This window comes from Maricurvus nonylphenolicus, assembly GCF_042854845.1.
Classification (GTDB): domain Bacteria; phylum Pseudomonadota; class Gammaproteobacteria; order Pseudomonadales; family Cellvibrionaceae; genus Maricurvus; species Maricurvus nonylphenolicus.
Genome location: NZ_AP031498.1, coordinates 3610240 through 3635176, shown reverse-complemented (window position 1 = coordinate 3635176; position 24937 = coordinate 3610240). Strand labels below are relative to the sequence as shown.

Annotated in this window: 19 protein-coding genes; 12 read left to right on the top strand and 7 right to left on the bottom strand. The window is 49.2% G+C overall.

The features are described 5' to 3' along the window. Nucleotides 1–58: 58 nt before the first annotated feature. From ACGHZ6_RS15845 to ACGHZ6_RS15815, 7 genes are all read left to right on the top strand, one after another. On the top strand, nt 59–490 hold the full coding sequence (locus tag ACGHZ6_RS15845) for a type II secretion system protein (protein WP_390614967.1): 432 nt from the start codon (nt 59–61) through the stop codon (nt 488–490). A gap of 139 nt (nt 491–629) precedes the next feature. Continuing rightward, nucleotides 630–962, top strand: coding sequence for a hypothetical protein (locus ACGHZ6_RS15840; RefSeq protein ID WP_390614966.1), 333 nt, complete (start codon nt 630–632; stop codon nt 960–962). Then, nucleotides 937–1431: a prepilin-type N-terminal cleavage/methylation domain-containing protein gene (locus ACGHZ6_RS15835; protein WP_390614965.1), complete on the top strand. Its 495-nt coding sequence runs from the start codon at nt 937–939 to the stop codon at nt 1429–1431. The genes ACGHZ6_RS15840 and ACGHZ6_RS15835 overlap by 26 nt, the downstream gene beginning before the upstream one ends. Before the next feature lie 8 nt (nt 1432–1439). Beyond that, nucleotides 1440–2201 (top strand): type II secretion system protein, encoded by a 762-nt coding sequence (locus tag ACGHZ6_RS15830; protein WP_390614964.1) that lies wholly within the window; start codon nt 1440–1442, stop codon nt 2199–2201. Between the two features lie 43 nt (nt 2202–2244). Next, entirely contained in the window at nt 2245–2661 is a 417-nt protein-coding gene (locus ACGHZ6_RS15825) for a hypothetical protein (protein ID WP_390614963.1), read from the top strand. Further along, nucleotides 2658–6290 (top strand): DUF6701 domain-containing protein, encoded by a 3633-nt coding sequence (locus tag ACGHZ6_RS15820; RefSeq protein ID WP_390614962.1) that lies wholly within the window; start codon nt 2658–2660, stop codon nt 6288–6290. Before ACGHZ6_RS15825 ends, ACGHZ6_RS15820 begins: the two co-directional genes overlap by 4 nt. 14 nt (nt 6291–6304) lie before the next feature. Beyond that, the gene (locus ACGHZ6_RS15815; protein WP_390614961.1) at nt 6305–7081 is read left to right on the top strand and encodes a VIT1/CCC1 transporter family protein; all 777 of its coding nucleotides are present in this window, start codon (nt 6305–6307) and stop codon (nt 7079–7081) included. Nucleotides 7082–7273: 192 nt separating this feature from the next. Here ACGHZ6_RS15815 and ACGHZ6_RS15810 read toward each other — a convergent pair whose 3' ends face one another. Both ACGHZ6_RS15810 and ACGHZ6_RS15805 read right to left on the bottom strand, forming a co-directional pair. Further along, complete coding sequence (locus ACGHZ6_RS15810; RefSeq protein WP_390614960.1) at nt 7274–8740, bottom strand: O-antigen ligase family protein; 1467 nt, start codon at nt 8738–8740, stop codon at nt 7274–7276. A 3-nt stretch (nt 8741–8743) separates the two neighbouring features. Then, entirely contained in the window at nt 8744–9286 is a 543-nt protein-coding gene (locus tag ACGHZ6_RS15805; RefSeq protein ID WP_390614959.1) for a glycine cleavage system protein R, read from the bottom strand. Nucleotides 9287–9376: 90 nt separating this feature from the next. Between ACGHZ6_RS15805 and ACGHZ6_RS15800 the strand changes: the two genes are divergently transcribed. Genes ACGHZ6_RS15800 through ACGHZ6_RS15790 form a run of 3 tightly spaced genes read left to right on the top strand, consistent with a single transcriptional unit; the run spans nt 9377 to nt 11253 of the window. Next, nucleotides 9377–10246 carry a class I SAM-dependent methyltransferase gene (locus tag ACGHZ6_RS15800; protein ID WP_390614958.1) on the top strand — a complete coding sequence of 290 codons (870 nt, stop codon included), beginning with the start codon at nt 9377–9379 and terminating at the stop codon, nt 10244–10246. Nucleotides 10247–10268: 22 nt separating this feature from the next. After that, the gene (locus ACGHZ6_RS15795; protein WP_390614957.1) at nt 10269–10607 is read left to right on the top strand and encodes a YheU family protein; all 339 of its coding nucleotides are present in this window, start codon (nt 10269–10271) and stop codon (nt 10605–10607) included. A gap of 19 nt (nt 10608–10626) precedes the next feature. Then, complete coding sequence (locus tag ACGHZ6_RS15790) at nt 10627–11253, top strand: alpha/beta fold hydrolase (RefSeq protein ID WP_390614956.1); 627 nt, start codon at nt 10627–10629, stop codon at nt 11251–11253. A gap of 121 nt (nt 11254–11374) precedes the next feature. On the opposite strand, the gene mltF is transcribed toward ACGHZ6_RS15790, so the two are convergent. Beyond that, complete coding sequence (gene mltF, locus ACGHZ6_RS15785) at nt 11375–12844, bottom strand: membrane-bound lytic murein transglycosylase MltF (protein WP_390614955.1); 1470 nt, start codon at nt 12842–12844, stop codon at nt 11375–11377. Nucleotides 12845–13275: 431 nt separating this feature from the next. On the opposite strand from mltF, the gene purL reads away from it, so the two are divergent. Further along, complete coding sequence (gene purL, locus ACGHZ6_RS15780; protein WP_390614954.1) at nt 13276–17133, top strand: phosphoribosylformylglycinamidine synthase; 3858 nt, start codon at nt 13276–13278, stop codon at nt 17131–17133. 330 nt (nt 17134–17463) lie between these two features. Here the strand turns inward: purL and ACGHZ6_RS15775 are convergent, their stop codons facing one another. The 4 genes from ACGHZ6_RS15775 to ACGHZ6_RS15760 all read right to left on the bottom strand — a co-directional run bounded on the left by ACGHZ6_RS15775 (nt 17464) and on the right by ACGHZ6_RS15760 (nt 24044). Continuing rightward, the gene (locus ACGHZ6_RS15775) at nt 17464–20565 is read right to left on the bottom strand and encodes an efflux RND transporter permease subunit (protein WP_390614953.1); all 3102 of its coding nucleotides are present in this window, start codon (nt 20563–20565) and stop codon (nt 17464–17466) included. Nucleotides 20566–20605: 40 nt separating this feature from the next. Beyond that, nucleotides 20606–21703 (bottom strand): efflux RND transporter periplasmic adaptor subunit, encoded by a 1098-nt coding sequence (locus tag ACGHZ6_RS15770; protein ID WP_390614952.1) that lies wholly within the window; start codon nt 21701–21703, stop codon nt 20606–20608. 29 nt (nt 21704–21732) lie between these two features. Further along, complete coding sequence (locus ACGHZ6_RS15765; RefSeq protein WP_390614950.1) at nt 21733–22458, bottom strand: TetR/AcrR family transcriptional regulator; 726 nt, start codon at nt 22456–22458, stop codon at nt 21733–21735. 296 nt (nt 22459–22754) lie between these two features. Further along, a complete protein-coding gene (locus ACGHZ6_RS15760) occupies nt 22755–24044 on the bottom strand; it encodes a spinster family MFS transporter (protein WP_390614949.1) in 1290 nt (429 codons plus the stop codon). A gap of 109 nt (nt 24045–24153) precedes the next feature. On the opposite strand from ACGHZ6_RS15760, the gene ACGHZ6_RS15755 reads away from it, so the two are divergent. Beyond that, entirely contained in the window at nt 24154–24912 is a 759-nt protein-coding gene (locus ACGHZ6_RS15755) for an SDR family NAD(P)-dependent oxidoreductase (RefSeq protein WP_390614948.1), read from the top strand. Nucleotides 24913–24937 lie beyond the last annotated feature (25 nt).

Here is a 24937-nt window from a genome sequence, read left to right as displayed (position 1 = left end):
TTAAGTTTTGCTAAAGGATGGCGATAAACTGTTAAACATCTGCCAATTTGAGGTGAATATGAATAAGGAACAGGCTGGCTTTACGCTAATTGAGCTTATCGCCGTAATTGTTATTCTAGGAATTCTTGCGGCTACGGCTGTGCCGCGTTTTGTGGACTTGTCCGCTGCTGCAGAAGAGGCGGCAGTGGAAGGTATAGCTGGTGCGTTGGGATCTGCCTCTGCTCTTAATCATGCTAATAATATAGCTAATGATGCTGGACTCACTACAACAACGGCCGTGACTGACGTAACTAACTGTGATGATGCCGCAGCTCTTTTAGATGGTGGGCTTGATGATAGTTACTATATCGAAACCGGAAATGCTATTGGTGCTGCTGAAGGAGATTCTGAGGCTTGTACTGTGTCTTTTGATTCCAATGATAATGATGCGTATGATGCTGGAGATGCGCCTGACGCTACATTTATCGCTTATCGTGCCGCTAGTACCTGATTTTTAATAGCTTTCTTAAAGGCCAGATGTGGTACGCCAACTTGGTTTCACGTTAATTGAGTTGATCGCGATCATTATAATCTTGTCGATTATAGGGCTTAGCATAGGTCCTCGATTCTTTTCACAAGATATATCTAATGTGAAAACAAGCCGTGATGATGTTATCGCGGCTTTGTTTTTTGCACAGCAAGTCGCTATGTCCCGTGCCAGTGATACCAACACCATACGTTTTCTTTTCTCGGCTAGCCAAATTTCGGTAGAGGAAAACGGTACGCCACTGGTTAATGGCAGTGTAATTTATCCGTTACCCTTACCGTCTAATGTTAATCTCTCAGCAACACTGGGAAGCCCTTACACTTTTGATAAACTGGGTAGAACCAATACTGCGGTATTAACAATATCTAGTGGCTCAAGTAGTGCCCAAATCCAGCTTACGGCATCTGGCTATGCATACTATATATTGCAGCCATAAAGGTTTTACCTTAATTGAAATGATTGTCTTTATCGTCGTTGTGGCGATAGCATTATTGGCTTTGTTGGGTGTTGTCGATCAGGCCAATAGCCGTAATGTTGATCCGATAATTCAAGCCAGGGCCCTGGAATGTGCGCAAGCAAAGATGGACCAGATTTGGGGGCGCAAGTTTGATCATAATAGTCCTCCAGGCGGTATACCTGCCTGTGGTAGTGAAGAGGCAGAGACTACCGCTTGGGAGAATTGCACAGGCATAAGCCCAGAATCCAGTTTTAATGATATTGGTGATTATGACGGTACCACTGACATAACTTTGGATAACTGCTCTATCACCGTCGAAGTGACTGACGCGGGCCAGGAACTTGGTCTGATTCCTGGAGAAAATAACCAGTTTCGCCGTATTACAGTGACAGCTAATTCCGATGGTGGAGGCCAAGCGGTTATCAGTGCCTATAGAGGAAATTTCTAGGGGGCGCTATGAACCGTCAGCGAGGCTTTACGCTTATTGAACTGGTTACTGTAATTGTGGTTCTGGGTATTATTGGTGGTTTCAGTGTGCAATTTATTGCGGATACTATTGAGGGTTATAACCGAAGTATTGAGCGAGGGCGCCTGATTGCTCAGGGGCGTCAGGCCTTAGAGCGGATGAGCCGTCAATTACGGGCTTCAGTTCCCAATAGTATTCGCACTCAAACATTAAGTGGTTTTGCCTGCATAGAATTTATTCCTGTTGCTGGTGGTGGTAACTATATTGGGCAAGTCCCCGATGCTGATAATGGTGCGCCTGCTGTTAGCAGCTTGTCTACCGGTGGTTACCGTGTTGATTTTGGTTCGGCTTCTCGATTATTTATTGCCCCATTATCTGTAGCTGAGGTTTATGGTGGCAGTGCTGCAGAGGTTGCTCTAAGCTCGACCCTGGCTGAAGGCGATACAGGTACAACCTTAAACTTCTCATCGCACACTTTTCTGCGTAACTCTATCAGTCACCGTTTCTTTTTGGCGCATGACGCACAGGCATTTTGTTATACGGGGTCACAAATCCGCTATTACAGTGATAGTGGTTCCGTTAGTCCTGCTGGTGGAGACATAGTTGCTGATGATGTGACTACTGTAACACCTTTTTCGGTATCTACAGGCTCGGAGGACAGAAATACTCTGGTAGCCATGGAGTTCGACTTTCGCCGTGGCGGTGAGGCTGTAACCTTAAACCGGGAGGCACTGATTCGTAATGTGCCCTAGCAAGCCATATAAGCGATTAAAAAGTAGTCAGCAGGGTTTTCTTATGCCTGTGGCTATTTTTATCATGGTGATTCTAGGAGGGGTGGCGATAACCCTAACCCGATTTACCAGTCAGGCCGGTAATGCCACCGTACAGGAGGCGATTTCTGTGGCATCCTTTTATGCGGCTGAATCCGGAGCACAGTATGCGATGAATCGTCTCTTTTACTCAACGACTGCAGTGCCTACGAGAACTATCGTGGACGCCAATTGTGGGGTGATTAATGGATCATCGATCAGCTTTTCGGCGGCAGGGCTAAATAACTGTTCGGCTGATATTACCTGTGGCATTACCAATGACTTGCCTGCCAATACGATCAGTTTTTATTCGATCACCAGTACGGGGCAATGTGGTGACAATATTATTAACGCCAATCGGGTTGTTGAGGTAGCTTCTCGATTAGAGGGGCCGGCGCCATGATCAAGTCAATGATTGCCAGGCTTGCGCTATCTGCCGGGGCATTACTAGCCCCGTTAACTTACGCAGCAGATTGTGACGATGTCTTTCCCAATGCTGCCCAAAACAGCGGTAATGGTGGCAAGCTGGAGATTAAGGATGGCCCACCCGCTGTGCTGTTGAACACAGGCAATAGGGAAATCTATTCAAGAGATCTTGTTACTCACAATGCCGCATGTGATTTTCAGGCCTGTATCGATCTAAATACTACTGCTGCCTCTGGTGATTTCAATAATTTTCCTAACGGTTCCAATGTCGATGAATCGGATTCTCCACTTGCTCCAGGCTCCTACAATAAGTTGGATTTAGGGGATAACCAAACATTAGTGTTATCTCCGGGAGAGTATCGTTTTAAGGATTCGGCGACTATTGGTGAAGGGGCTCAGATTGTCATCTCCGGACCTGGCACCGTCAGGTTCTATGTCAAAAAATCGATTGATATCAAAAAGAATTCACAGATCAATGCCCTTGCTGGAGACAGGCGCTTATTTATCTACTCGCGTGATGACATAGTGATTGATGAAGGCGTTTTGGTTAACGCGGTGATTTATTCCCGCAAGAAAATCGATATCAAAAAGAATGCAGTTATTACAGGCTCCGCAACGGCTCGTGAAGACTTGATTATGGATAGCGGCTCAAGAATTACTTTTGATGAAACTGCTATTACGAATACCGATTTTGATGATTTTTGTGAGGCATCACTACCGGCAACCCTTGTGGCCGAGTGGCGAATGGATGAGTCAGCATGGGCTGGCTCTCCCAATGAGGTCGTTGATAATAGTGGCAATAACCTGAATGGCCAGGCCTATAATGGTCTGGATACCAATGACAGTAATCCTGCTCGCAGTGGCAATCCAGGAACTTGTCGTTATGGCGACTTTAACGGTACTTCGCATCGTTTTCAGGTGGCTGACGATAATCTTCTGGATATGGATCAAAGCTTTTCCATTACCGCATGGATTAGGCCCATTGACCTCTATTCGTTTTTAAATTTCTTTGACGACACCATTATTTCAAAAGGCGACAGTTCCTATAACTACCGTCTAGTGGCCAATACCAGCGGTAGGCTTGAGTTAAGCTGGAATGGGGGAAACCTGACCAGTTCTGCAACCCTTTCAGAAGATGTTTGGGTTCATGTCGCAGCAACTTATAAGGATGGTGAGCAGGTCCTCTACCTCAATGGCAGTGTTGATAACAGCAGCAGTGATTCTGATACCTTATCAACCAACAGTTCGGTGTTGACCGTAGGTACGAAAAATACCTCCTCCAGCGTTTTCTCCAATGATGCCTTTGAAGGGCAAATCGATGAGCTTCGCGTTTATTCTGGGGCCCTGAGTGCTGCAGAAGTGTCTGCAATTTATTTGGAAACCCATCCTTGTGCTGCTACAGGAGTTGATCACTATGCTATCAGTTTCGATGGCGGCAGTTCATTCAGCGATGGGACCGGGATAACCTGCGAAGCTTCCAGTGTCACTATTATCGGGCATGATGCCAGTGATAACCCAACGGCCCCCGGTACAGGTACAACGATAAACTTGTCGACATCAACCGGGGTAGGTTACTGGAGTAACCCTGATGTGGGGAGTGTGGTTGACAGTGGTGGCGGTAATGCTACCTATACTTTTGATACCAACGATACTGTTACTTTGCAATTTAATCACACCACTGTAGCCATTAATCCTAGCCCGGTAAATATCGATGTAGATGGTGGTAGTGAAGGCAGTGGGGAAGATCCCGATATCCAGTTTTTTGATAGTGGTTTCCGCTTTGTTGATGGCAGTGATAATCGAATAGGTTTGGGCGAAGCGAACGAATTTCATCAGGAGTCTGGCACGACCAGTGGCAGTTTCTTTTTACAGGCTATCCGTACCGATACGGATACCGGGGATTGTGCCGGTGTCTTTGCCAATGGTGCAGATGTTGCTATGCGCTTAGGTGCTGAATGTAACAACCCGTCTACCTGTGCGGGTGAGCAGTTATCGGTAACCAACAATGCTAATACCACCGCGTTGGCAACCATTGACGATAATGGTGGTACTGGTGCCAGTGCTTATTCCAACGTTACCTTACGTTTTGGTACTGATTCCAAAGCTGCTCTAACGATGAACTATCCCGATGCCGGTGCGGTATCGCTGCATGCACAGTACGACATATTGAACGATGATAGTACAGATTCAGGCGTTGATATGCTGGGGTCTTCCAGTGCTGTTGTATTTAAGCCCAGCGACTTTGTCATAACCCTTGTTGAGAGCAACGATGCCACACCAATAGCTAACCCTGGCACCATCGGTAGTGGTTCGGGGTTTTTACCCGCAGGTACAGCGTTTCGTATGCTGGTTGAAGCCCGCAATGCCAGCGGCAATCGAACACCAAACTTTGGCAATGAAAATAACCCACCCGGTGCGGAAGGCATACTGATCAATATTGATAGCTTGGTGTATCCCGCGGGTGGTAATAGCGGTAGTTTGACTTCCGCTTCCAGTTTTACTGTAACCAGCACACCGGGGGAATTTGAAACAACAACGATAAGTTGGGATCAAGTCGGTACATTTACAGCTTACGGATCCATCGCTGATAGTGATTATCTGGGGGCAGGGGATGTAACAGGTACCACTTCGGGTAATATTGGTCGTTTCTATCCTGCTGCGATTGTATTGATAAGTGATTCAACAGATAACAGCTGTTCTTCGGGTAACTTTTCTTATTTCTCTGATCAAGGGATCGATATTAGCTATGAGCTGGAAGCACGTAATTTACAGGGAAGCGTCGTTGATAACTACGATAATTTGGAACTGACGTACAATACTGGCACCATAAATTATGCAGCTGAGCACAATGATGATGGTGAAGACCTGAGTGTTCGGGTAATCGATGTAGATGCCGTTGTCTGGGATGATGGGGTTGCCGATTTTAGTGATACCAGCGTGACCTTTGCCCGTAAAATTGATGCGATCAGTGGTGATACTCTTATCGATGGCCCCTATGCTCAATTACAATTGGGCATCAATATCAGTGATATTGATGGTGTGGATTTGGGCAGCCTGGATATGCATCCCGATGAAGCCGATGATCCTAACAATTGTGTATTAGCAACAGATTGTACCTTTAGAGAAATCGGTGGAACACTGGACGCCCGTTTTGGTCGCTTGGTAACACGCAGTACCCATGGGCCTGAGTCGGCATCTTTACCGGTTCCATTTCAAACGGAATATTGGCAGGGAGCTCAATACCTTCTGAATACGGATGACAGCTGTACCAGTATTCCCCGTACTGCTATTGAGTTCGACAGTGAAGGTATTGATGTTAACTTGGATGCTTCTGTTGGTTCGGGAACGACTACAGGCAGTTTTACTACAATTACGGCAACAGACGTTTTTATGGTAAATGGTGAAGCGGGATTGATCTTCTCTGCGCCTAGCACTACAGGTAATTTCCCCTTGGATGTGGACCTGAATTTACTACCCTGGCTAAGATCGGACTGGAATCAGAATGTTGATCAAGACGATGATACCGCAGTACCTTCCGCCAATATCAGTTTTGGTAATTACCGTGGCCACGACCGCATTATTTATTGGCAAGAACAGTTCAGGTAATGTGAGGCAGGTTTATGTTGTGGCTTTTTAGTAAGAGAGCGAAAAAGCACAACGCCAGAGTTTGGCACGATCATAGCCCCGGCGCGATTGCCGAGAGGTTGCAAGCCGGCCCTGCCAAAGTCTATTTAAAGGACAGCATCTACGGGGCCATTGATGGTGCTGTAACAACCTTTGCGGTAGTTTCCGGTGTTGCGGGTGCCGGTTTATCCAGTGGTGTCATAATCATACTGGGGTTGGCGAATCTGCTTGCCGATGGGTTTAGTATGGGCGCCAGTAACTTCCTCGGTACCCGGGCTGAGAACCAGCGTCGTGAGCGTGCCCGCGCCGATGAATATGCTGAAATTGACTCTCACCCGGAAGGGGAGCGGGAAGAAATTCGGCAGATCTTTGCGGCCAAGGGTTTTAGCGGCGACAACCTTGAACAGGTTGTCAGTGTGATTACCGAGGATCGGGAGCGTTGGGTTGAGACCATGTTGCAAGAAGAGCATGGCCTTAGTTTGCAAGTTGTTCATCCATTGTGGGCCGGGGCAGTGACCTTCCTGGCATTTATGCTAGCCGGCATTCTGCCTCTGGCAACCTTTCTACTCAACTGGGGGATCCCTGATCTTATCGCCCAGCCCTTTCTCTGGAGCAGCATTATTACTGGCTTGGCTTTCTTCCTAATTGGTATTTGCAAAGCCCAATATGTCGAGCAAACCTGGTATTGGTCAGGCCTGGAGACTTTCTTGGTGGGGGGCTTGGCGGCCTTTATGGCCTATGGTGTGGGGATTCTGCTTAAAGGCATAATTTAATAAATGGTTTAAAGCGTATTGTCATTTTCCTGTCATGTTGCTGTCATTATGGGGTTGTAACCTGCGCCCCCATAACAAAAACAATAAGACAGCTAGGGATGGCCGTCCACTCCACACCTTACCGGGTGGCTGCCTGAGATGGTCAGGCAGCTACTCCATTATTCCTGTCCTAAAGTTCTTTCTCTGAGTTCATCAATAGTAGTAGTGTCCGTTGAGCCAGAAGCGCGGCTGATTCTGACCTGGAACATACAGTGATGTATCCGTTGCCATCAGGTTACCAACACTTAGCCACAAACTGCTTGCCCACAAGACTACCAATAAACTGCAAAACAGCAGCCAAACCTTTTGATTGCCTGGTGTAGTTGTAGAGTGTTGTTGCTTGAGGCCCAGAAGCAAGCCACAGATAAGGACCATCAATAGCTGGCTTACCGGGGTGAGTGCAATGCCGGTTAGGTTGCTATAGATCAGCGCACAAACAGCAGCAGTAAGTAAGGAGGCCTGCAATGGCGTAGGGCCCTGACGGTATTGCTGATAGGAGCTAAGTAGATTCTTCGCCAGGATAAATGCCAGCAACAACAGTGCAGGAACACCCAGTTCGACGGCTGTTGCCAAGGCCATATTATGCGGCGATCCCAAGCCTTCAAGGGCGGCAGGGAAATGTTGCGGGCCTATGCCTAACCAGGGATATTGTTGTAACAGTGCGAGTGAGGCTTGCCATAATTCACTGCGGCCACCACTGTGTGTTTGTTGCAGTCGATCACTATAGAGTGTGCTTAAGCTACTGCCTTCTCCGGTGATTAATGTGATGAGTTTGGGGATCCCCAGAAATAACAACAGATAAAGCCCAATACCCAGCAGCAGGGTACCCAGCAGTGGGCGCAGAATGCGCTTTCTCTCTTGTGGACAGAGGACATATAAAGCTACGCCACTGCTCATGAGAGATAACAAAATACCGCGACCATTGGAGTAAAACAGCATCACCCACCAGAGCGCGACCATCACAAGCGCGACCTGGTAGTAAAGGCGATTGCGGCTTGATAGGTAATAAATAGCCCAGGCTGCCACAGGCATGAGCCAGGCTTGGCTGTGATTAAACGAACGCGGGTTTTGGAAGTTTGGTAAGAGTACCTTGCTGCTCATTGTGTCTTGCAATAATAGCTGGCCAAGATAATACACCAGAAATTGCATGGCATAGATGGTGACCACAGCCAGTACCAGTACGGTGGTTAGTGCCTGGATTTGTTTGTTGCTCAGTTGTCTGGTTTCGTGGGCTACAACCCAGATAGCCATTAATAGGCCCGCGTAGAGCCCCAGCTCCTGCAAACCGGCCTGAAAGTAGGGGGCTTGGTTTAGCGATAACCAGGCCAGACCAAACAAACCCAGCCAATACCAGCTCATGGTACTGCTTAACAGATGGCGTTTAAAAAAGAGATGGTAGATAAAACCCAGGCTGGCTACGCTGATGACTGCGATCTCAATGACTCGCGCATCGTTATAGCCCAGTGGGCCAAAATGGAATTGAAATAGCGGGCTGAAAATATAGGCCAAGGCCAGCCCCAGGAGTAGAGTCAGTGGCGCTTGGCTTACCAGGCTATAGCGACTTGTTACGGGCAGGCTGTGATCCTGCTCCAGTTGCTGTTCCTGATCCTGTACAGGCATTGATTAAGCTTCAGCTGATACGGCTTCCAGTTCAAAGTCTACACCCAGCTCATCGGCAATTTCGTCCAGTTGTTCAGAAAGCTCATCAATATCCACTGAGGCAGGTACCGATAGCAAACCTTGTGCTGTAAACATAGGCTCACCAGACCAGGGCATGCTGGAACAATGGGTATCCAGTTCATCAACATTGATCTTGTGGCTGCTAAAGGCCTGTGCAATCTCTTTGACGATGCCCTGGCGGTCACTGCCCATCAGCGAGAAGCGAATCACCTGTGTGGTTTCACTGTTGGCTTGAGCGGCCTCGCCTTCGCCCTCAGTGACGACAACCTGAATACCCTGGGCAGACAGGGCGGCAAGCGCCTGTTCCAATGATGCTTTTTGAGCCTGATCGATATTAACCCGCAGAATACCTGCAAACTTGCCAGCCAGGTGTGTCAGGCGGCTTTCCATCCAATTACCCTGATGATCGGCAACGGTCTGTGATAAGGTTTCCACAACACCGGGCTTGTCATCACTGATAATGGTCAGTACTAAATAGGTATTCATGGGAATTCCTTCTATGTTTACGAGTCTATAAGCCGAGTATAGTGATTGTTGAAGTTGGTTAACAGTTTATCGGAGCAAGGAGTAGGGATTATGAATCTGAATCAAATTTTAGGCGGTTGTTTGCAAGGGGGACAGAAATTGTCCCGCGGGCTGAAAGCTGCAGCATTACTGACTGTGGTATCTGCTTCGCAACTGGTCTCTGCAACCCCAGTGGTGACTGAGGAACTGCAGAAAGCAGTGGATAACCCCGAGCGAACCGCGGCTTTTAAGGCACGTGATAGCTATCGTCACCCGGCCGAGACCCTGGCATTTTTTGATGTGCAATCTGATATGACCGTGGTTGAAATTTGGCCAGGCGGTGGTTGGTACACCGAAATTTTAGGGCCCTATTTAAATCGTCAGGGTAAATTCTATGCCGCGCATTTTCCTGCTAATTCCCAGGTAGCTTTTTTTACCCGCATGCGCAAAAGCTTTGAAGAAAAACTGAGCGCAAATCCCAAGCACTATAACCGGGTAGAAATCAGCAGCTTCCATCCGCCTTCAAACGCAGTGAGCGCGCCAGCTGGCGAAGTTGATCGCGTTTTAACCTTCCGCAATGTGCATAACTGGATGAAGGCCGGTTACGGCGAGCAGGCTTTTACTGAATTCTTCAAAGTGCTCAAACCCGGTGGTGTACTGGGGGTGGTAGAGCACCGAGCCAAACCAGGCACCGCTGAGGCGGCCATGATTCGCAGTGGTTATGTTACCGAGGCCTATGTGATTGAACAGGCGCAAAAAGCGGGTTTTGTGCTGGAAGCCAAAAGTGAGGTGAATGCTAACCCTAATGATTCAACCATTCACCCTAAAGGCGTTTGGACCTTGCCACCCTCATTGCGTTTAGGTGATGAAGATAAAGAAAAATATTTGGCCATTGGGGAAAGTGATCGGATGACGTTAAAATTCCGCAAGCCGCTTAAGTAGTAATGTTCATCGAGTAGTAAGCATGATAATTCCTTTTCAGCAGATCTCTGCTGATGCCCTGCAGGGGCTGATTGAAGACTATGTATCCCGTGATGGCACCGATTACGGAGTACAGGAAGTGTCGCTGGAGTCCAAAGCTGATCAAGTGAAGCGTCAGTTACAACGCGGTGAAGTTGTTGTGGTCTTTGATGAAGTCAGTGAAACCGCCTCCATCCTAACGCAAAAGGAAGTTGACCATGCGGAGCAGGATCAGTTGGCGGGTCGCAGTACTGAGGATGAATGGTTCGCATCCGGACATTCGCAAGCCTCTGATGAGCTTAATCAGGACCAGTGGCAAGACGACTTTAACCAAGATGTATAAGTAGCAGGGTTGTTGATAAATGCAGTTGTTAAAAAACGGTCCCGCTAACCGCAAAGATGCACCGTTGTTTGTTTTGGCCCATGGCGCAGGTGCACCGATGGATAGCCCTTTTATGCATACCATGGCAGAGTTGCTTGCCGATCGGGACATTGGTGTGGTGCGCTTTGAGTTCCCCTATATGGTGGAGCGGCGGGAAAATGGCAAAAAACGTCCGCCCAATAAGCAGGATGTTTTATTGGAGACCTGGCGGGAAGTGATAGCCGAATTAGGTGGACCGAATAAACTGATTATCGGGGGTAAATCCATGGGCGGGCGTATGGCCAGCTTGATAGCAGATGAGCAACAGGTGGCAGGGCTTGTGTGTTTGGGCTATCCCTTTCATCCCCCAGGCAAGCCGGAAAAGTTACGTACTGAACATCTGCAGGATTTACAGACGCCGAGCCTGATCGTGCAGGGTACGCGTGATAAGTTAGGTGATCTGGAAGAAGTTGAAGGTTACGATTTATCGTCAGCCATTGAATTACTGTGGTTGGAAGACGGTGATCATGATTTAAAACCCAGGGTGAAGTCAGGTTTTACTCATGATCAACATCTTCAGCTAGCGGCAGAAAAAATAGCTGAGTTTGTTCGCAAGCATGGGGTCTGACCCGCAGGGGCAGACCCCGGACACCGCACAGAAGTAAGGGGCCCGACCCTACGGGTCGTACCCCGACATACGAAGTACCTTTAAAGAAATACGAAGTACTCTTAAGACGCGCTTAGAAGAATTACAGCTGCGACATCCCGCTCAAACGCTCACTATCAAACTTCACCGCCTGCAAAGCCGCTTCAGATTCGGTAGCCGCGATACGGCGAGTTTCCAATTGACTGTGCCAGGCCAGCACATTGTAGAAGTTGCGAATATTCTGTACATACTTCACCGGCTCCCAACCACGGGCATAGCCGTGTTTTACGGTGCGGTAGTATTTACGTTTCGCTAACAGGGGGAGATTCTCTTTTACATCGGCCCACTTGTTCGGGTTACCACCATGGCGTTCGGTCAGAATACGGGCATCCTCCAGGTGGCCAAAGCCAACGTTGTAGGCCGCCAAAGCCATCCAAGTGCGATCAGGCCCTTGAATACGTTGAGGAATTCGATCAAAGATCTTCTTAAAGTACTTGGCGCCGCCGTAAATGCTTTGAATGGGGTCGATACGGTTTTCTACACCCACTTCACTGGCTGTTGCACGGGTCAGCATCATCAGGCCGCGAACGCCGGTAGGGGACTTGGCGCGGGGGTTCCAGTGGGATTCCTGATAACTGATTGCTGCCAACAGCTCCCATTCCAGGTTAAACATATCACCTGCCACTTGCAGATAGCCTCGGTAGCGGGGCAGGCGCTGTTTTACACGCTTGGAGAATACCAGGGCACCGCTGTGGTTAACTTCATCCACATGGCCGTAGTAGTAATCCTTGATCTCATCCAGCCTGCCGTCCTGTTTAACGCGGGTTAAAAAGTCCTGGGCGGCATCGTAAAGGCTGGAATCTGCAGATTGTGGGAAAGCCCAGGCCAGCTGCTGAGGCTCAGAGATATCAAAAGCCACGCGGGCGCGGGGGTAGATGGTGCGGTTGATATCGTATGCATTGGAGTCAACGATGGAGAAGTCGATTTTGCCGTCGTGGACCATTTCCACCAGGTCAATCATTTCCAGGTCTGCACGCTCACGCCAGCGCAGCTCTGGGTGTTCAGCTTGAAGGGCACGCAGGTTTTCGGCGTGGGCACTGTTGGCGATAACCAGAATATCTTTACCAATCAGGTCTTCAACCGTTTTGGGGCGGGGTTGGCCTTTGCGGTAAATCAGCTGTTGGGTGATATCCAGGTAGGGCTCGCCAAAGCGTACTTTTTGCTGGCGGGCTTCGGTGATGGTCAGGCCTGAGGCTCCAAAGTGGCCGGCATCGGTACCGACACTGTCGAGCATCACGCCCAGATTCTCTTCTTCGCGAATTTCCAGCTCTACACCCAGTTCTTTGGCAAATGCCGAAGCCAGGCTGTATTCAAAGCCTGTCAGGCCTACAGGGCCTTCATAATAGGTGGTGGGGCCATTGCGGGAGAGGATAGGCAGGCTACCCGCCTCTACAATACGTTCCAGCTCGGTGGGGGTGCGGCTACCAGCTACCAGGGCACAAATACAGCACAGGCCTGCAAAACCTATCAGGCGCAGGGTGCGTATGGGGCGATGTCGGCGGCTGTAGCTCATATAAGGACTCAGGTTGCCAAGGTCATGGTTAATAGTACCAAGCGTTATATCGTTGTATAGCAAACTACCTTAATGGGACCTTACTCTCCTCCTGTATGGGAGGGGATAAAGGTGCCAAATAGCGATATACAGGGTGCTCGGCACAAAATTTGAGCAATTCTATACGGGTTGCGTGTGATCGGGTAGCTTGTTTTTCCCGGATAAGTATAGTATCGGCTTACGTTGAAACACATGCCATTCGTCGAAAAATGAACGGTTGTGGCCTCGGTCGGCTCTAGGATGCGGCTTTTGGCCTTATACAAGTTTGAAGTAATCAGTTTGGCTATCTATAAAACTGTAGGATATAGCTGCCAGCAGCGCCGATATCCAGTACAATGCGCGCTTTTCCCAATACCATCCATTTGGTTCCAAGATAGAGGCTCCGATCCATTATGCTGACCCTGCGTGGCGCTCCGGCACTCTCAGAATTTCGTTCCCAGAAGTTATTAACCTCTTTACAGCAAGTCGCCAGTGGCGTGACTGGTGTTTACGCAGAATTTGTTCATTTTGCCGATCTTGGCGCCGAGCTGACGGCCTCTGACCTGAATGTAATGCAGCAGCTGCTGACCTATGGGCCAAAAGTAGATGTACAGGACCCTAAAGGTGAGCTGTTTTTGGTGGTTCCGCGTCCAGGCACTATCTCCCCTTGGTCTTCCAAGGCTACGGATATTGCCATTAACGCTGGCCTGAGCCAGGTTAAGCGTCTGGAGCGTGGTATTGCCTACTATGTTGAAGGCACTGCTGACCGTGAAGCGGTTGCGACCTTACTTCATGACCGTATGGTTGAATCAGTGTTCGCCGAGCTGGAAGATGCCGAGCAACTGTTTATAAAAGAAGAGCCTCGCCCGCAAACCAGCATTGATATTCTTGGCGGTGGTCGTCAGGCGCTGGCAGATGCCAACGTTGAGCTGGGCCTGGCCCTGGCTGAAGATGAAATTGATTACCTGGTAGACAGCTTTAATGAGCTGGGTCGTAACCCGGTAGACGTTGAGCTGATGATGTTTGCCCAGGCCAACTCCGAGCACTGTCGTCACAAGATCTTTAATGCCTCCTGGACACTGGATGGCAAAGAGATGCCGAATTCCCTGTTTGGCATGATCAAAAATACCTACGAGAAGGGCGGTGAAGACGTACTGTCTGCCTACGCCGATAACGCTTCCGTAATCGCTGGCTCCAAAGCCGGCCGTTTCTACCCGGATCCGGAAACCAAAGCCTACGGTTACAATCAGGAAGATATCCATATCCTGATGAAGGTAGAAACCCATAACCACCCAACCGCGATTGCACCTTTCCCTGGCGCCGGTACTGGTTCCGGCGGTGAGATCCGTGATGAGGGTGCAGTAGGTCGTGGTTCCAAGCCAAAAGTAGGCCTGACCGGCTTCACTGTATCCAACCTGCAAATCCCGGGTTACGAACAACCGTGGGAAGAAAACTATGGCAAGCCAAACCGCATCGTAACCGCCCTCGATATTATGATCGAAGGTCCAATCGGTGGTGCTGCTTTTAACAACGAATTTGGTCGTCCAAACATCTGCGGTTACTTCCGTACCTTCGAAGAAAACTTCGATGGCGAACGTCGCGGTTACCACAAGCCAATTATGTTGGCCGGTGGTTACGGTAATATCAAAGCTGAACACGTAGACCAAAACGAATTTGAACCCGGTGCGAAATTGATCGCCCTGGGTGGCCCTGCCATGTTGATTGGCTTGGGCGGTGGTGCTGCGTCTTCCATGACTTCCGGTTCTTCTTCCGAAGATTTGGACTTTGCTTCCGTGCAACGTCAAAACCCGGAAATCGAACGTCGTTGCCAGGAGGTGATCGATCAATGCTGGCAGCTGGGTGAGAACAACCCCATTGCCTTTATTCACGACGTAGGTGCCGGTGGTTACTCCAACGCCTTTCCAGAGCTGGCCAAAGACGGTGGCTGTGGCGCCAACTTTGAACTGCGCAACATCAACAATGATGAGCCAGGCATGAGCCCGCTGGAAATCTGGTGTAACGAAGCGCAAGAGCGTTACGTGATGGCAATCCAGCCAGAAGACCTGGATACCTTTGCCGAAATTTGTGAGCGTGAGCGCTGCCCGTACGCAGTTGTTGGTGATGCAATTTCTGATCAGCACATTACCCTGAACGACAAGCACTTCGACACCAAACCTGTCGATCTGCCGATGTCTGTGCTGTTTGGTAAGCCACCCAAAATGCACCGCAGTCACGAGACGCGCAGCTACAATACTCTGCCTCTGAATCGCGATGGCATTGAACTGTACGAAGCTGCTGAGCGTGTTATCCAGCACCCAAGTGTTGCAAGCAAGAGCTTCCTGATCACTATTGGTGACCGTTCCGTAACCGGCCAGGTTGCCCGTGATCAAATGGTTGGCCCTTGGCAGGTACCGGTAGCCGACTGTGCTGTAACGACTCAGGCCTACGACACCTACGCTGGTGAAGCCATGAGTATGGGTGAGCGTACCCCAACGGCACTGCTGGATGGTCCTGCTTCCGGTCGTATGGCCATTGGTGAAGCTATCACCAATATCGCTGCTACTCGTATAGAAAAGCTTTCTGATATTAAACTGTCTGCCAACTGGATGTGTGCCGCCGGTCACCCAGGTGAAGACGAGAAGCTGTACCGCACCGTTGAAGCTATCGGTATGGAGTTGTGCCCAGAGTTGGGTATTACCATTCCGGTAGGTAAGGACTCCATGTCCATGCGCACAGCCTGGAACGAAGGCGAGGGCGATAAAGCGGTAACTGCGCCGCTGTCGCTGGTGATTTCTGCGTTTGCGCCGGTAACCGATGTTCGCAAAACCGTAACCCCACAACTTCGTACCGATAAAGAATCTTCCGATCTGCTGTTTATCGATCTGGCTAACGGCAAAAAACGTCTGGGCGCTTCTATTTTGGCTCAGGTTTACAACCAAATTGGTGAAGAGCCTGCCGATGTTGATAGCGCTGAAACCCTGAAAGGTTTCTTCGCAGCCATGCAGGAAAGCCTGGAAGCCGACGAGATCCTGGCCTACCACGATAAAGGTGACGGCGGTCTGTTTGCGACCGTGACTGAAATGGCCTTTGCCGGCCACACCGGTGTTGATATCAACATTGATGAGCTGGGCGAAGATATTCTGGCAACCCTGTTTAACGAAGAGCTGGGTGCTGTAGTACAAACTACGCGTGAAAACACCGATGCTGTGATCGCTCGCTTTGCCAAAGCAGGTGTTAGCGTAAGCAAGCTGGGTTGGTTAAACAGCCACGACAGTGTTCGTGTTGAATACAACGGTGACATCATCTTCGAAGAAGGCCGCGCAACCCTGCAGCGCCTGTGGAGCAAAACCAGCTACGAAGTGGCGTCCCTGCGTGATAATGCCGAGTGTGCCAAATCAGAATTCGATCAAATCGACCGTGTTGATCCAGGTCTGAGTGTTAACCTGACCTTCGATCAAAACGAAGATATCGCTGCGCCTTATATCAGCAAAGGTGTACGTCCTAAAGTTGCTGTCTTACGTGAGCAGGGTGTTAACGGCCACGTGGAAATGGGTGCTGCATTTGATCGTGCCGGTTTCACTGCGGTTGATGTACATATGAGTGACATCCTGGCAGGCCGCGTAACCCTGGAAGACTTTAAAGGCATCGCCGCTGCCGGTGGCTTCTCCTACGGTGATGTTCTGGGTGCGGGTGAAGGTTGGGCCAAAACCATTCTGTTTAACCAGCAAGCACGTGATCAGTTCCAGGGCTTCTTCCATCGCGAAGATACCTTCAGCCTGGGTGTATGTAACGGCTGTCAGATGATGTCTAACCTGAAAGCCCTGATTCCTGGCACCGAACACTGGCCGCGTTTTGTACGTAACGTGTCTGAGCAGTTTGAAGCCCGTTTCAGTCTGGTTAAGATTGAAGAGACTCCTTCCGTACTGTTTAAGGGTATGGAAGGAACTCATATGCCAGTGGCTGTAGCTCACGGTGAAGGTCGTGCCGAGTTTGCTTCGGAGCAAGCACTGGAAACCTGTGATGCCAGTGGTCTGGTTGCTATGCGTTATCTCGACAACCAACTGCAGGTGACTGAAACCTACCCAGCTAACCCTAACGGTTCGCCAGTCGGTATTACCTCGGTAACTTCTAAAGACGGTCGCGCCACCATTATGATGCCACACCCTGAGCGTATCTTCCGTGCCGTAAGTAACTCCTGGGCACCGGATGAGTGGACTGAGGATAGCGGTTGGATGCGTATATTCCGTAATGCTCGAGTGTTTGTTGACTAAGTTTTTGTTTAGTTGATGATTTAAGAAACGGGAGTTTATTTGAGCTCCCGTTTTTTTTTGCTTGTAGTTTCGGGTTCTAAATACGCGCAGGAGGTCTGGGGGCTCTTTGCAAAACACGCAATTGCCATCCATGGCGCTCGTCGGCGACGTCCCTGTCGCCCACGGTTTTGCAAAGAGCCCCCAGACCCCCTACGCTCATATCGTGCTAAAGAGAAGGTTACTTTTCTTTTCGAGAGGGAAGGTTGAAGTGTCTGCGGTGTGAGGATGGATGTAAGGGAGGTTTCAAATGAAGCCTCCCTTGCAGCCAGCCGGATTGAAAACTAAGAAATATCAGGCTGCGTAACTAACTGAAGAATCCTTATCAGCATCATGCTCCGGATCAACCTCGTCCGGATTATGCTCCTGCGCCAACAACATATAAACACAAGGCAGTACAAACAGCGTAAACACGGTACCAATCACCATGCCAGCCACCAGCACAATACCAATACTATTGCGAGCCTCAGCCCCGGCTCCGGTAACCAATATCAGTGGGAAGTGACCTAAAGCTGTTGCAGCTGTGGTCATTAATACAGGGCGTAACCGCGTTTCTGCCGCACCTTTAATTGCTTGAAGTTTATTAAAGCCTTCACTTTGCAAGTGATTGGCAAATTCCACAATCAAAATACCATTTTTGGCGATCAGCCCTACTAAGGTAATAAAACCAATCTGTGAATAGATATTGATGGTAGTCCAGCCAAGGAATGGAAAGAGCATAGCGCCGGCCAAGGCAAGGGGCACTGAACCCACAAGTACCACCAGGGGATCTCGGAAGCTGTTAAATTGCACGGCCAATACAAAGTAAACAAACACTAAAGCAATGCCCAGTACACCGACGAGGGTATTACCTTCCTGACGTAATTGTCGTGATTCGCCAGCGTAATCCAGCGAATAACTTGGTGGCAGAATTTCTGCTGCGGCTTCCTCGAGGGCAGAAAGTGCTTGCTCCTTGGTGGTGCCTGGCAATACGCCGCCGTATATACGGAAGGAGTTTTTCTGCTGGAACTTACCTAGCACCCGAGGTGCTATCGCATAGTCCAGTGATGCGACTGTGGAAAGGGGAATTAAATCACCATTGGGGGTACGTATTTGCAGGTCGAGCAATGCTTGAGGGTTGTCTCGGGCTTGCCCTTCGGCCATGGGAATTACCCGATAAGCTTTGCCCTGGTAGTCGAAGCGATTGACGTAGTTGCCAGACAGCATGACGCCCAATTGGCGGCTAACAGAATCAAGACTCATGCCCAAGTCGGCAATACGTTCGCGATCAAGGATAAAACTCACCTGTGGCAGATCCACTTTCAGGTCCGTTTCGGCAAACATAAAGCGCCCACTTTGAAAGGCCGCTGCTTTGAGCTTCTCCGCGTACTGTTGCATATCTTCAGTGTTGTCTGGTGATAGCACGACCATTTCAACATCGAAGCTGCCGGCCGTGGGTAGCGCAGGTAGAAGAATGGGGAAAACCTTTAAGCCAGTAATGGACGAGCTTGTCCCAAACATCTCTGGCAATATTTCATGGACGCTGCGATCACGTTGATCAAACGGTTCGAATATGACGCCGCCAAAACCGCCATTCCCACGAATAATTTGCCACATAAATTTCGAGTCTTCCGTTGACAGTAATGTATCAACGACATCGGTCATATAGTCGGTTGTGTATTCCAGTGAAGCTTCAGGGGGAGATTCAACAACGATATTGATGCTGCTCTGATCTTCAATAGGTGCTAATTCCTGTTGAGAGAACATGTAGAACGGGACAATCAGCAGGGTTAGGAATACCCCGGCAAACAAAACCTGCGGACGACATAAGAAGACTTTGTCGAGCAGTTTGCCGTAGGCGCGGTGCAAGATATCAAAGCGTTGATTGACCCAGCGCGTGCCGCGGCCTTCTTTCCCGCCTTCCGGAGAGGCATAAGCGCTCATGATTGGGGATAGAGTAATGGCAACAACACCAGAGATTAATACAGCAACCGCTAAGGTAAAGGCGAATTCTTTAAAGAGTACGCCGGTTAAACCTGATAAAAAGCCAATCGGTGCATAAACGGCGGCCAGAGTAATTGTCATGCCGATAATAGGCGCGAGTAACTGGCGGGAGCTTGCCAGGGCTGCTTGTAAGCGACTTTTACCTTCGCGCATATAACGCGAGACGTTTTCTACCACCACAATCGCATCATCAACAACCAGTCCCACCGATAACACGATTGCCAGAATAGTCAGTAGGTTGAGAGAGAACCCCATAACTGACATGGCGGCGGCTGCACCAAGAATTGAAATTGGGATGGTGATTAAGGGTACGATAGCGGTGCGAATGGAGCCCATCAAAGCCAGTACCACCAGGCCAACCAGTAAAATGGTTTCTATCAGCGTGGTGAAAATTTCCTTAATGGCATCGCGCATATACAGGGTGCCATCGTAACCGATATCAATATGCAGGCCATCGGGCAGGGTGGGATTAATTTTATCCAGCAAAGGATACAGCTGGTCGCCAATCACCATTTCGTTGGCGCCGGGCAGGGGCCATACGGAGATGTACACCGCTTTGTTCTGGCTATGTCGAGCATTGACTTCGCCTTCTTCTTCGCCCAGTTCTACACGAGCAATATCACGCAAACGAATCAGAGAGTTATCGCTCTCGCGAATCACCAGGCGCTCAAAGTCGGAGACATTTTGCAAGGTGGTGTTTGCCATCAAGTTAATACGCTGCAAACTGTTTTCACTTTTACCGACGGTAGCAATGATATTGTTACTGCTGAGTGCCGCGTGAACATCCTGAGCGCTGACATTAAAGGCGGCCATTTTGATGGGATCAATCCACACCCGCATTGCAGGGTTGCGGCCACCTTCGATGCCGATACGTTGGACACCATCAATGGAGGATAGAATAGGATTAACGTGGCGGGTTAAGTAGTCTGTCACCTGGGCGCGGGAGAATCCTTCTGTAATCACATCCAGGTAGAATACCGCGTTGGATCTGTCTGCGCGTTTTACTTCTACAGAGGGATCTTCAGCGCCTGCCGGTAATTCAAAGCGAATTTGGTCCAAACGAGATGAGAGCTCTGCCAGTGCTGCAGTGCTGTCTTCATTTAATTTCAGCCATACAGTAACAGTACTCATGCCAGCCAGCGTGCTGGAATCTATATAATCGATGCCGGGCACTGTCGATGCGGCACGTTCAATCGGATCGGTAATAAAACCCTGGACCACTTCTGCTGATGCCCCTACATAGGCAGTACTGATCACCAGTGAGGAGCTTTCCACTTTAGGATATTGCAGAACCGGTAAGCTCATTGATGCGCGTATGCCAATTAACACCAGGGACAAAGACAGGACAACCGCCAGCACAGGGCGGGTGACAAAAATGTCCATAATGGTTGGGCTGCCGAATTTTCTAGCCATACTCAATAACCTCTTTATCTAACTACTTCGGTCAGCTTTATTAGTGGGACTGGCTTACTGTAGGGCGTTCTTTTACAAACACCAGTAAGTTATCGCGTAGTTTGAAAGTGCCGTTGGCGGCAATGGTTTCGCCAGGCTTTAATCCTTCGGTAACAGCGATAATGTCCTTGTCTTCAAAACCAGTAACCACGCTGCGGCGGATCGCACGGAAGCCGTTTGCTTCCTGATCGGCTCGCAGTATGTAGACATAGTCACCCAGTTTGTCATGGCGCACTGCCGTTGCCGGAACCACTGTGGTTTCGGTATTTGTACTTAGTGGCAGGCGCACATTGACGATGGCGTTAGGCTGGAACTGCGCATCGCTCTCAATTTTGGCCCGGAAACGCAGGTTGCGGGATTGTGCGGACATAACGGAATCCCTGGCAATAATCTCGCCTTTAATCGACTCGTTGGATTGAGCATTAGACAGAATTTCGATGCTTGTGCCCAAGGGGATATTGGCCTGATGTAGTGGCAGGTTGAAATCAACCCAGGTGTAATCGTTAAGGCCAACCAAGGTGGTGATTAGCGTATTACTCTGCAAAAATTCACCGGCTTCCATTTCGTGAATACCCACACGAGCATCAAACGGTGCGCGCAGGGTTTTCTTGTCGATGGCGGCTTTTAGGGCGGCTATATCGGCATTGGCAATATCGTATTCAGCTTTGGCTTGATCAAAACGCTCTTCACTGACGGTTTTGTTCTGACGCAATTTCCTCACTCGTTTTAAATCGACCTGCGCCAGGTCGGCGCGGGCCTGGGCGGCTTGCAGGCGGGCGGTTTCTTCACTGATATCTAATTGCAATAACACCTGTCCCTGCTTCACGATTTGGCCAGAGGTGAAGTTAACGGATGCGATACGGCCTTCAAGCTCGTTGCGCAGGTCGATACTTTGCGGGGCAATAATTTCACCAATAGTGGTGGTGCTCTGCTGAATCATGCGGGATTCGGCGGTAAATGCTTCAACCGTTTCAGAAGGTTCTGGGAATGATTCAGCGAAGGCAATAGCCGAGCGAATCTGCATAACCTTATAGGCGCCAAGTGCGACAAAGACGCTAAGGCATAAAGCAATGGTTATCAGCCAGCGACGGGTTTTCATGGTGGATACCTCAATAAAAAAATAATTCGTTAACGAAAACCCAGCTCGATCAGGGTTTGGGCTGCTCTTTTAATGCCTTCCTCTGTAAGGGGTTGGCGCCAGTCGAAGCTGTTGATCAACCGCATGCAGTTGAGTACATGGGGATTGTCTGTGGCCAGTGGAAAAATCGCCTTTGGCAGATTGCTGGCCTGATTTTCACTGTGGGTCTGCAGCAGCACTTGAATGTGGCCGACATTAATAGCCCAGATTCCCAGCTGTAGTTGCTGCAAACACGCGTCTTCATCGCCGGTAGTCGTCAGCTCTCCATCGCTGATGGCTTGGCGGAAGTGGGTCAGCATCAAAATATCTATACCGTCACAGGCAGTGCTCATCTGCTGCTGCCACTGGGGTGAGGAGCGTTTAAGCAGGGCACTGTTGCTGACCAGCATCTCCAGGTGCCGGGTAAAGGGATAGGGGTCGACCTTGGAGTAATCCAGCAGGCTAAGGGCGATTAGCTGCTCGGCAACGGTCAATGGGGTTTTAAATATCGCCGTGAAGGTCTCACGCAAACGGATAAAGCCATGTTGCGACAGGGCGATCAGCACATCCTCTTTGGTGTGGACATGTTTATAAATAGACCCCATCGACATACCGGCTTTTTTGGCGATGGCCGACATGGTGAAGTCCAACAGCGATGTTTCCTCAATACAGCAAGCGGCAGCACTGAGGATATTGCAGAGCTGTTGTTCGGGGCAGTGTTTGGGCGCAGGAGACATGTTGATACATCTTTGTGAACTCTATTCGAACGTTATTATCCTTTCGTGGGGCTAGTTTTGTCAATTGAACAAATTAATGGTGTGTATTGATTTATCGGCTATGAGAAATGTGTTTGTTATTGTTCTTGGCTATGAGCTTGTTGGCAGCCTTGTATGGCTTCAGGTTGCAGGTACTAAGGTGTAAAAGCCTGATGAATGTCTTTGGGGGTAAGGGGAGCTAGTAACTATGGATCAGATACTGGGAAAGTGGGGGCGGTAATGGGCACCATGGATTTATGGTGCCCGGCAATATGGATTTATTTTAAGGCTGGCTCAACTTCCGCCAGGTTTTCAGTTGTAACGGTCTTGATGTGTTCAGTAGCAAAAAGCTGAGCCACTTTATAATAACAATATGCACCCAGCGGTAAGAATGCGGCGCCAACAAACATCGCCATATTCAATGAGCGCTCTCCATATTCACTTGAAAGCACATCACTAATACTTCCTACCAACAAAGGCGCCAGGCCCAGACCAATAATATTCACACTAAGCGTGGAAAGCGCCACTGACATAGCCCGGTTCTCAGGTGCGACACTCTTATGGTAAGTCGCATAGCAGGGAGGCGTGTGAGCATTCAATAGAATCATGCACACCGTTAAAAGGCCGATCGATACCCACATGCTGGATGTCCAAAGAAAGCCCATAAACAAAGGCAACGCCAGCAAGCAATATAGCATGGGTAATGCCCCTAACCATTTACTGTGCTTATTGGCCATAACGTCAGTGATGACACCAGACAGAATGGAACCTGCGAGTCCGCCAATCAGGGAGGATGCACCAATGATAATGCCAATTTCTGTGAGCGACAGTTGGTGAACTCGAATCATCAGTGTCGGGACCCAGATCATAATGGTGTACATCAGGGCAATACAAAAAATATGACCCAGCAACGCGTAACGATAGATTGGTGTGGCCAGCAACTTTTTTATTTCTGGAATAACGGCTTGCTGCTCGGCTTCATTTGACGCAGCGGTACGTTGCGGTTCGGTTATTAAATAGCGAATCAACACCGCAAAAATTAATCCGGGAACGCCTGCAGCAATCAGCGTGACTCTCCAACCGTAAGTATCTGCCAGAGCGCCGCCTAATAGATAGGCAAGCAGTCCACCAATCGGTGCGCCTGCGGCAAAAATAGCAAGTGCACGCGCGCGACGACTCTCCTCATAGGTGTCGGCAATAATCGATTGTCCGGCTGGCTGACATCCTGCTTCACCGACGCCAACCCCGATACGCGCAAGTAACATCATGGTGAAATTTACTGCCATACCAGAAAGGGCAGTCATTAAACTCCAGACGCCTAAACACCAGGATAAAATATTTACGCGATTGGCACGATCGGCAAGTCGTGCAATAGGAATGCCCATAGCACCATAAAATAAAGCAAACACCAAGCCTGACATTAGTGCCAGTTGCGTGTCCGAAAGCTGCATATCGTGTTTAATCGGTTCCAGCAGCATGGCCACAATTTGGCGATCCATAACGCTAAGCGAATACATACAACCAAGAACAATGGCCGTTTTAAAACTGGCTGATTTAACGTGCGTCATGTGATTACCTGTCGGCTCCTGATTATTGACAACTGAGCTTAACTGCAAAATACTATTTGATCAATAAGTAAGTATGTTGTTTGTTATCAGTACATTGGGAGAAGAGAAAATGGGAGAACGTTTACAGGGTAAGACGGCATTGGTCACAGGGTCAGGGCAAAATATTGGCCGAGCAGTTGCAGAGCTTTTTGCAGCTGAAGGTGCCAGTGTTATCGTTAATGGATCGAGCAATCGTGACAATGTCGATGCGGTGGTAAACGCTATTTGTGATGTTGGCGGCAAGGCCCACGGTGTTATGGCGGATGTCTCCGATCCTTCACAGTGGCAAGTTATGCTTGCGGAAGCAGAAGAAGTTTTTGGTACGGTTGATATCTTGGTGAATAACGTCGGTGTTCGCCATCGTATGGCGTTTGAAGAAATTACCCCGGAAATGTGGCAGCAGGTGATAAATACGAATTTAAGTTCCTGTTTTTATGGCAGTCGATTAGTGCTGCCAAAAATGCGTGAAAAAAAGTGGGGCCGCATTATTAATATGTCCGGTTATGATGGTTTTTTTGGACAATTTTATGAGCGCGCGGCTAATGTAACGGCCAAAGCCGGCATGCACGGTTTATCCAAAGCTATCGCACGCGAATATGGCGTTCACGAAGTTACAGCCAATACCATTGCCGTGGGTGCTATTGATACCAAGCGTGATCAAAAACATTATGCTCATGTGGATATTGATCAGGTATTTAAAAATCTCTCCATCAAACATCCTGGCCATGTAAACGACATTGCCGAAGCGGCGTTATATTTGGCCGCAGACAGTGGCAAGTTTGTTACTGGTCAGGTTATTCATGTGAATGGTGGCGAGTACATGGTTTAACTTATAAGAAGTTTACGAGAAATGG

Bases quoted from the DNA above. Each gene is read 5' to 3' on its own strand.
- ACGHZ6_RS15845 (WP_390614967.1), top strand. From the start codon at position 59: ATGAATAAGGAACAGGCTGGCTTTACGCTAATTGAGCTTATCGCCGTA.
- ACGHZ6_RS15835 (WP_390614965.1), top strand. From the start codon at position 937: ATGCATACTATATATTGCAGCCATAAAGGTTTTACCTTAATTGAAATG.
- ACGHZ6_RS15830 (WP_390614964.1), top strand. From the start codon at position 1,440: ATGAACCGTCAGCGAGGCTTTACGCTTATTGAACTGGTTACTGTAATT.
- ACGHZ6_RS15825 (WP_390614963.1), top strand. From the start codon at position 2,245: ATGCCTGTGGCTATTTTTATCATGGTGATTCTAGGAGGGGTGGCGATA.
- ACGHZ6_RS15820 (WP_390614962.1), top strand. From the start codon at position 2,658: ATGATCAAGTCAATGATTGCCAGGCTTGCGCTATCTGCCGGGGCATTA.
- ACGHZ6_RS15815 (WP_390614961.1), top strand. From the start codon at position 6,305: ATGTTGTGGCTTTTTAGTAAGAGAGCGAAAAAGCACAACGCCAGAGTT.
- ACGHZ6_RS15810 (WP_390614960.1), bottom strand. From the start codon at position 8,740: ATGCCTGTACAGGATCAGGAACAGCAACTGGAGCAGGATCACAGCCTG.
- ACGHZ6_RS15805 (WP_390614959.1), bottom strand. From the start codon at position 9,286: ATGAATACCTATTTAGTACTGACCATTATCAGTGATGACAAGCCCGGT.
- ACGHZ6_RS15800 (WP_390614958.1), top strand. From the start codon at position 9,377: ATGAATCTGAATCAAATTTTAGGCGGTTGTTTGCAAGGGGGACAGAAA.
- ACGHZ6_RS15795 (WP_390614957.1), top strand. From the start codon at position 10,269: ATGATAATTCCTTTTCAGCAGATCTCTGCTGATGCCCTGCAGGGGCTG.
- ACGHZ6_RS15790 (WP_390614956.1), top strand. From the start codon at position 10,627: ATGCAGTTGTTAAAAAACGGTCCCGCTAACCGCAAAGATGCACCGTTG.
- mltF (WP_390614955.1), bottom strand. From the start codon at position 12,844: ATGAGCTACAGCCGCCGACATCGCCCCATACGCACCCTGCGCCTGATA.
- purL (WP_390614954.1), top strand. From the start codon at position 13,276: ATGCTGACCCTGCGTGGCGCTCCGGCACTCTCAGAATTTCGTTCCCAG.
- ACGHZ6_RS15775 (WP_390614953.1), bottom strand. From the start codon at position 20,565: ATGGCTAGAAAATTCGGCAGCCCAACCATTATGGACATTTTTGTCACC.
- ACGHZ6_RS15770 (WP_390614952.1), bottom strand. From the start codon at position 21,703: ATGAAAACCCGTCGCTGGCTGATAACCATTGCTTTATGCCTTAGCGTC.
- ACGHZ6_RS15765 (WP_390614950.1), bottom strand. From the start codon at position 22,458: ATGTCTCCTGCGCCCAAACACTGCCCCGAACAACAGCTCTGCAATATC.
- ACGHZ6_RS15760 (WP_390614949.1), bottom strand. From the start codon at position 24,044: ATGACGCACGTTAAATCAGCCAGTTTTAAAACGGCCATTGTTCTTGGT.
- ACGHZ6_RS15755 (WP_390614948.1), top strand. From the start codon at position 24,154: ATGGGAGAACGTTTACAGGGTAAGACGGCATTGGTCACAGGGTCAGGG.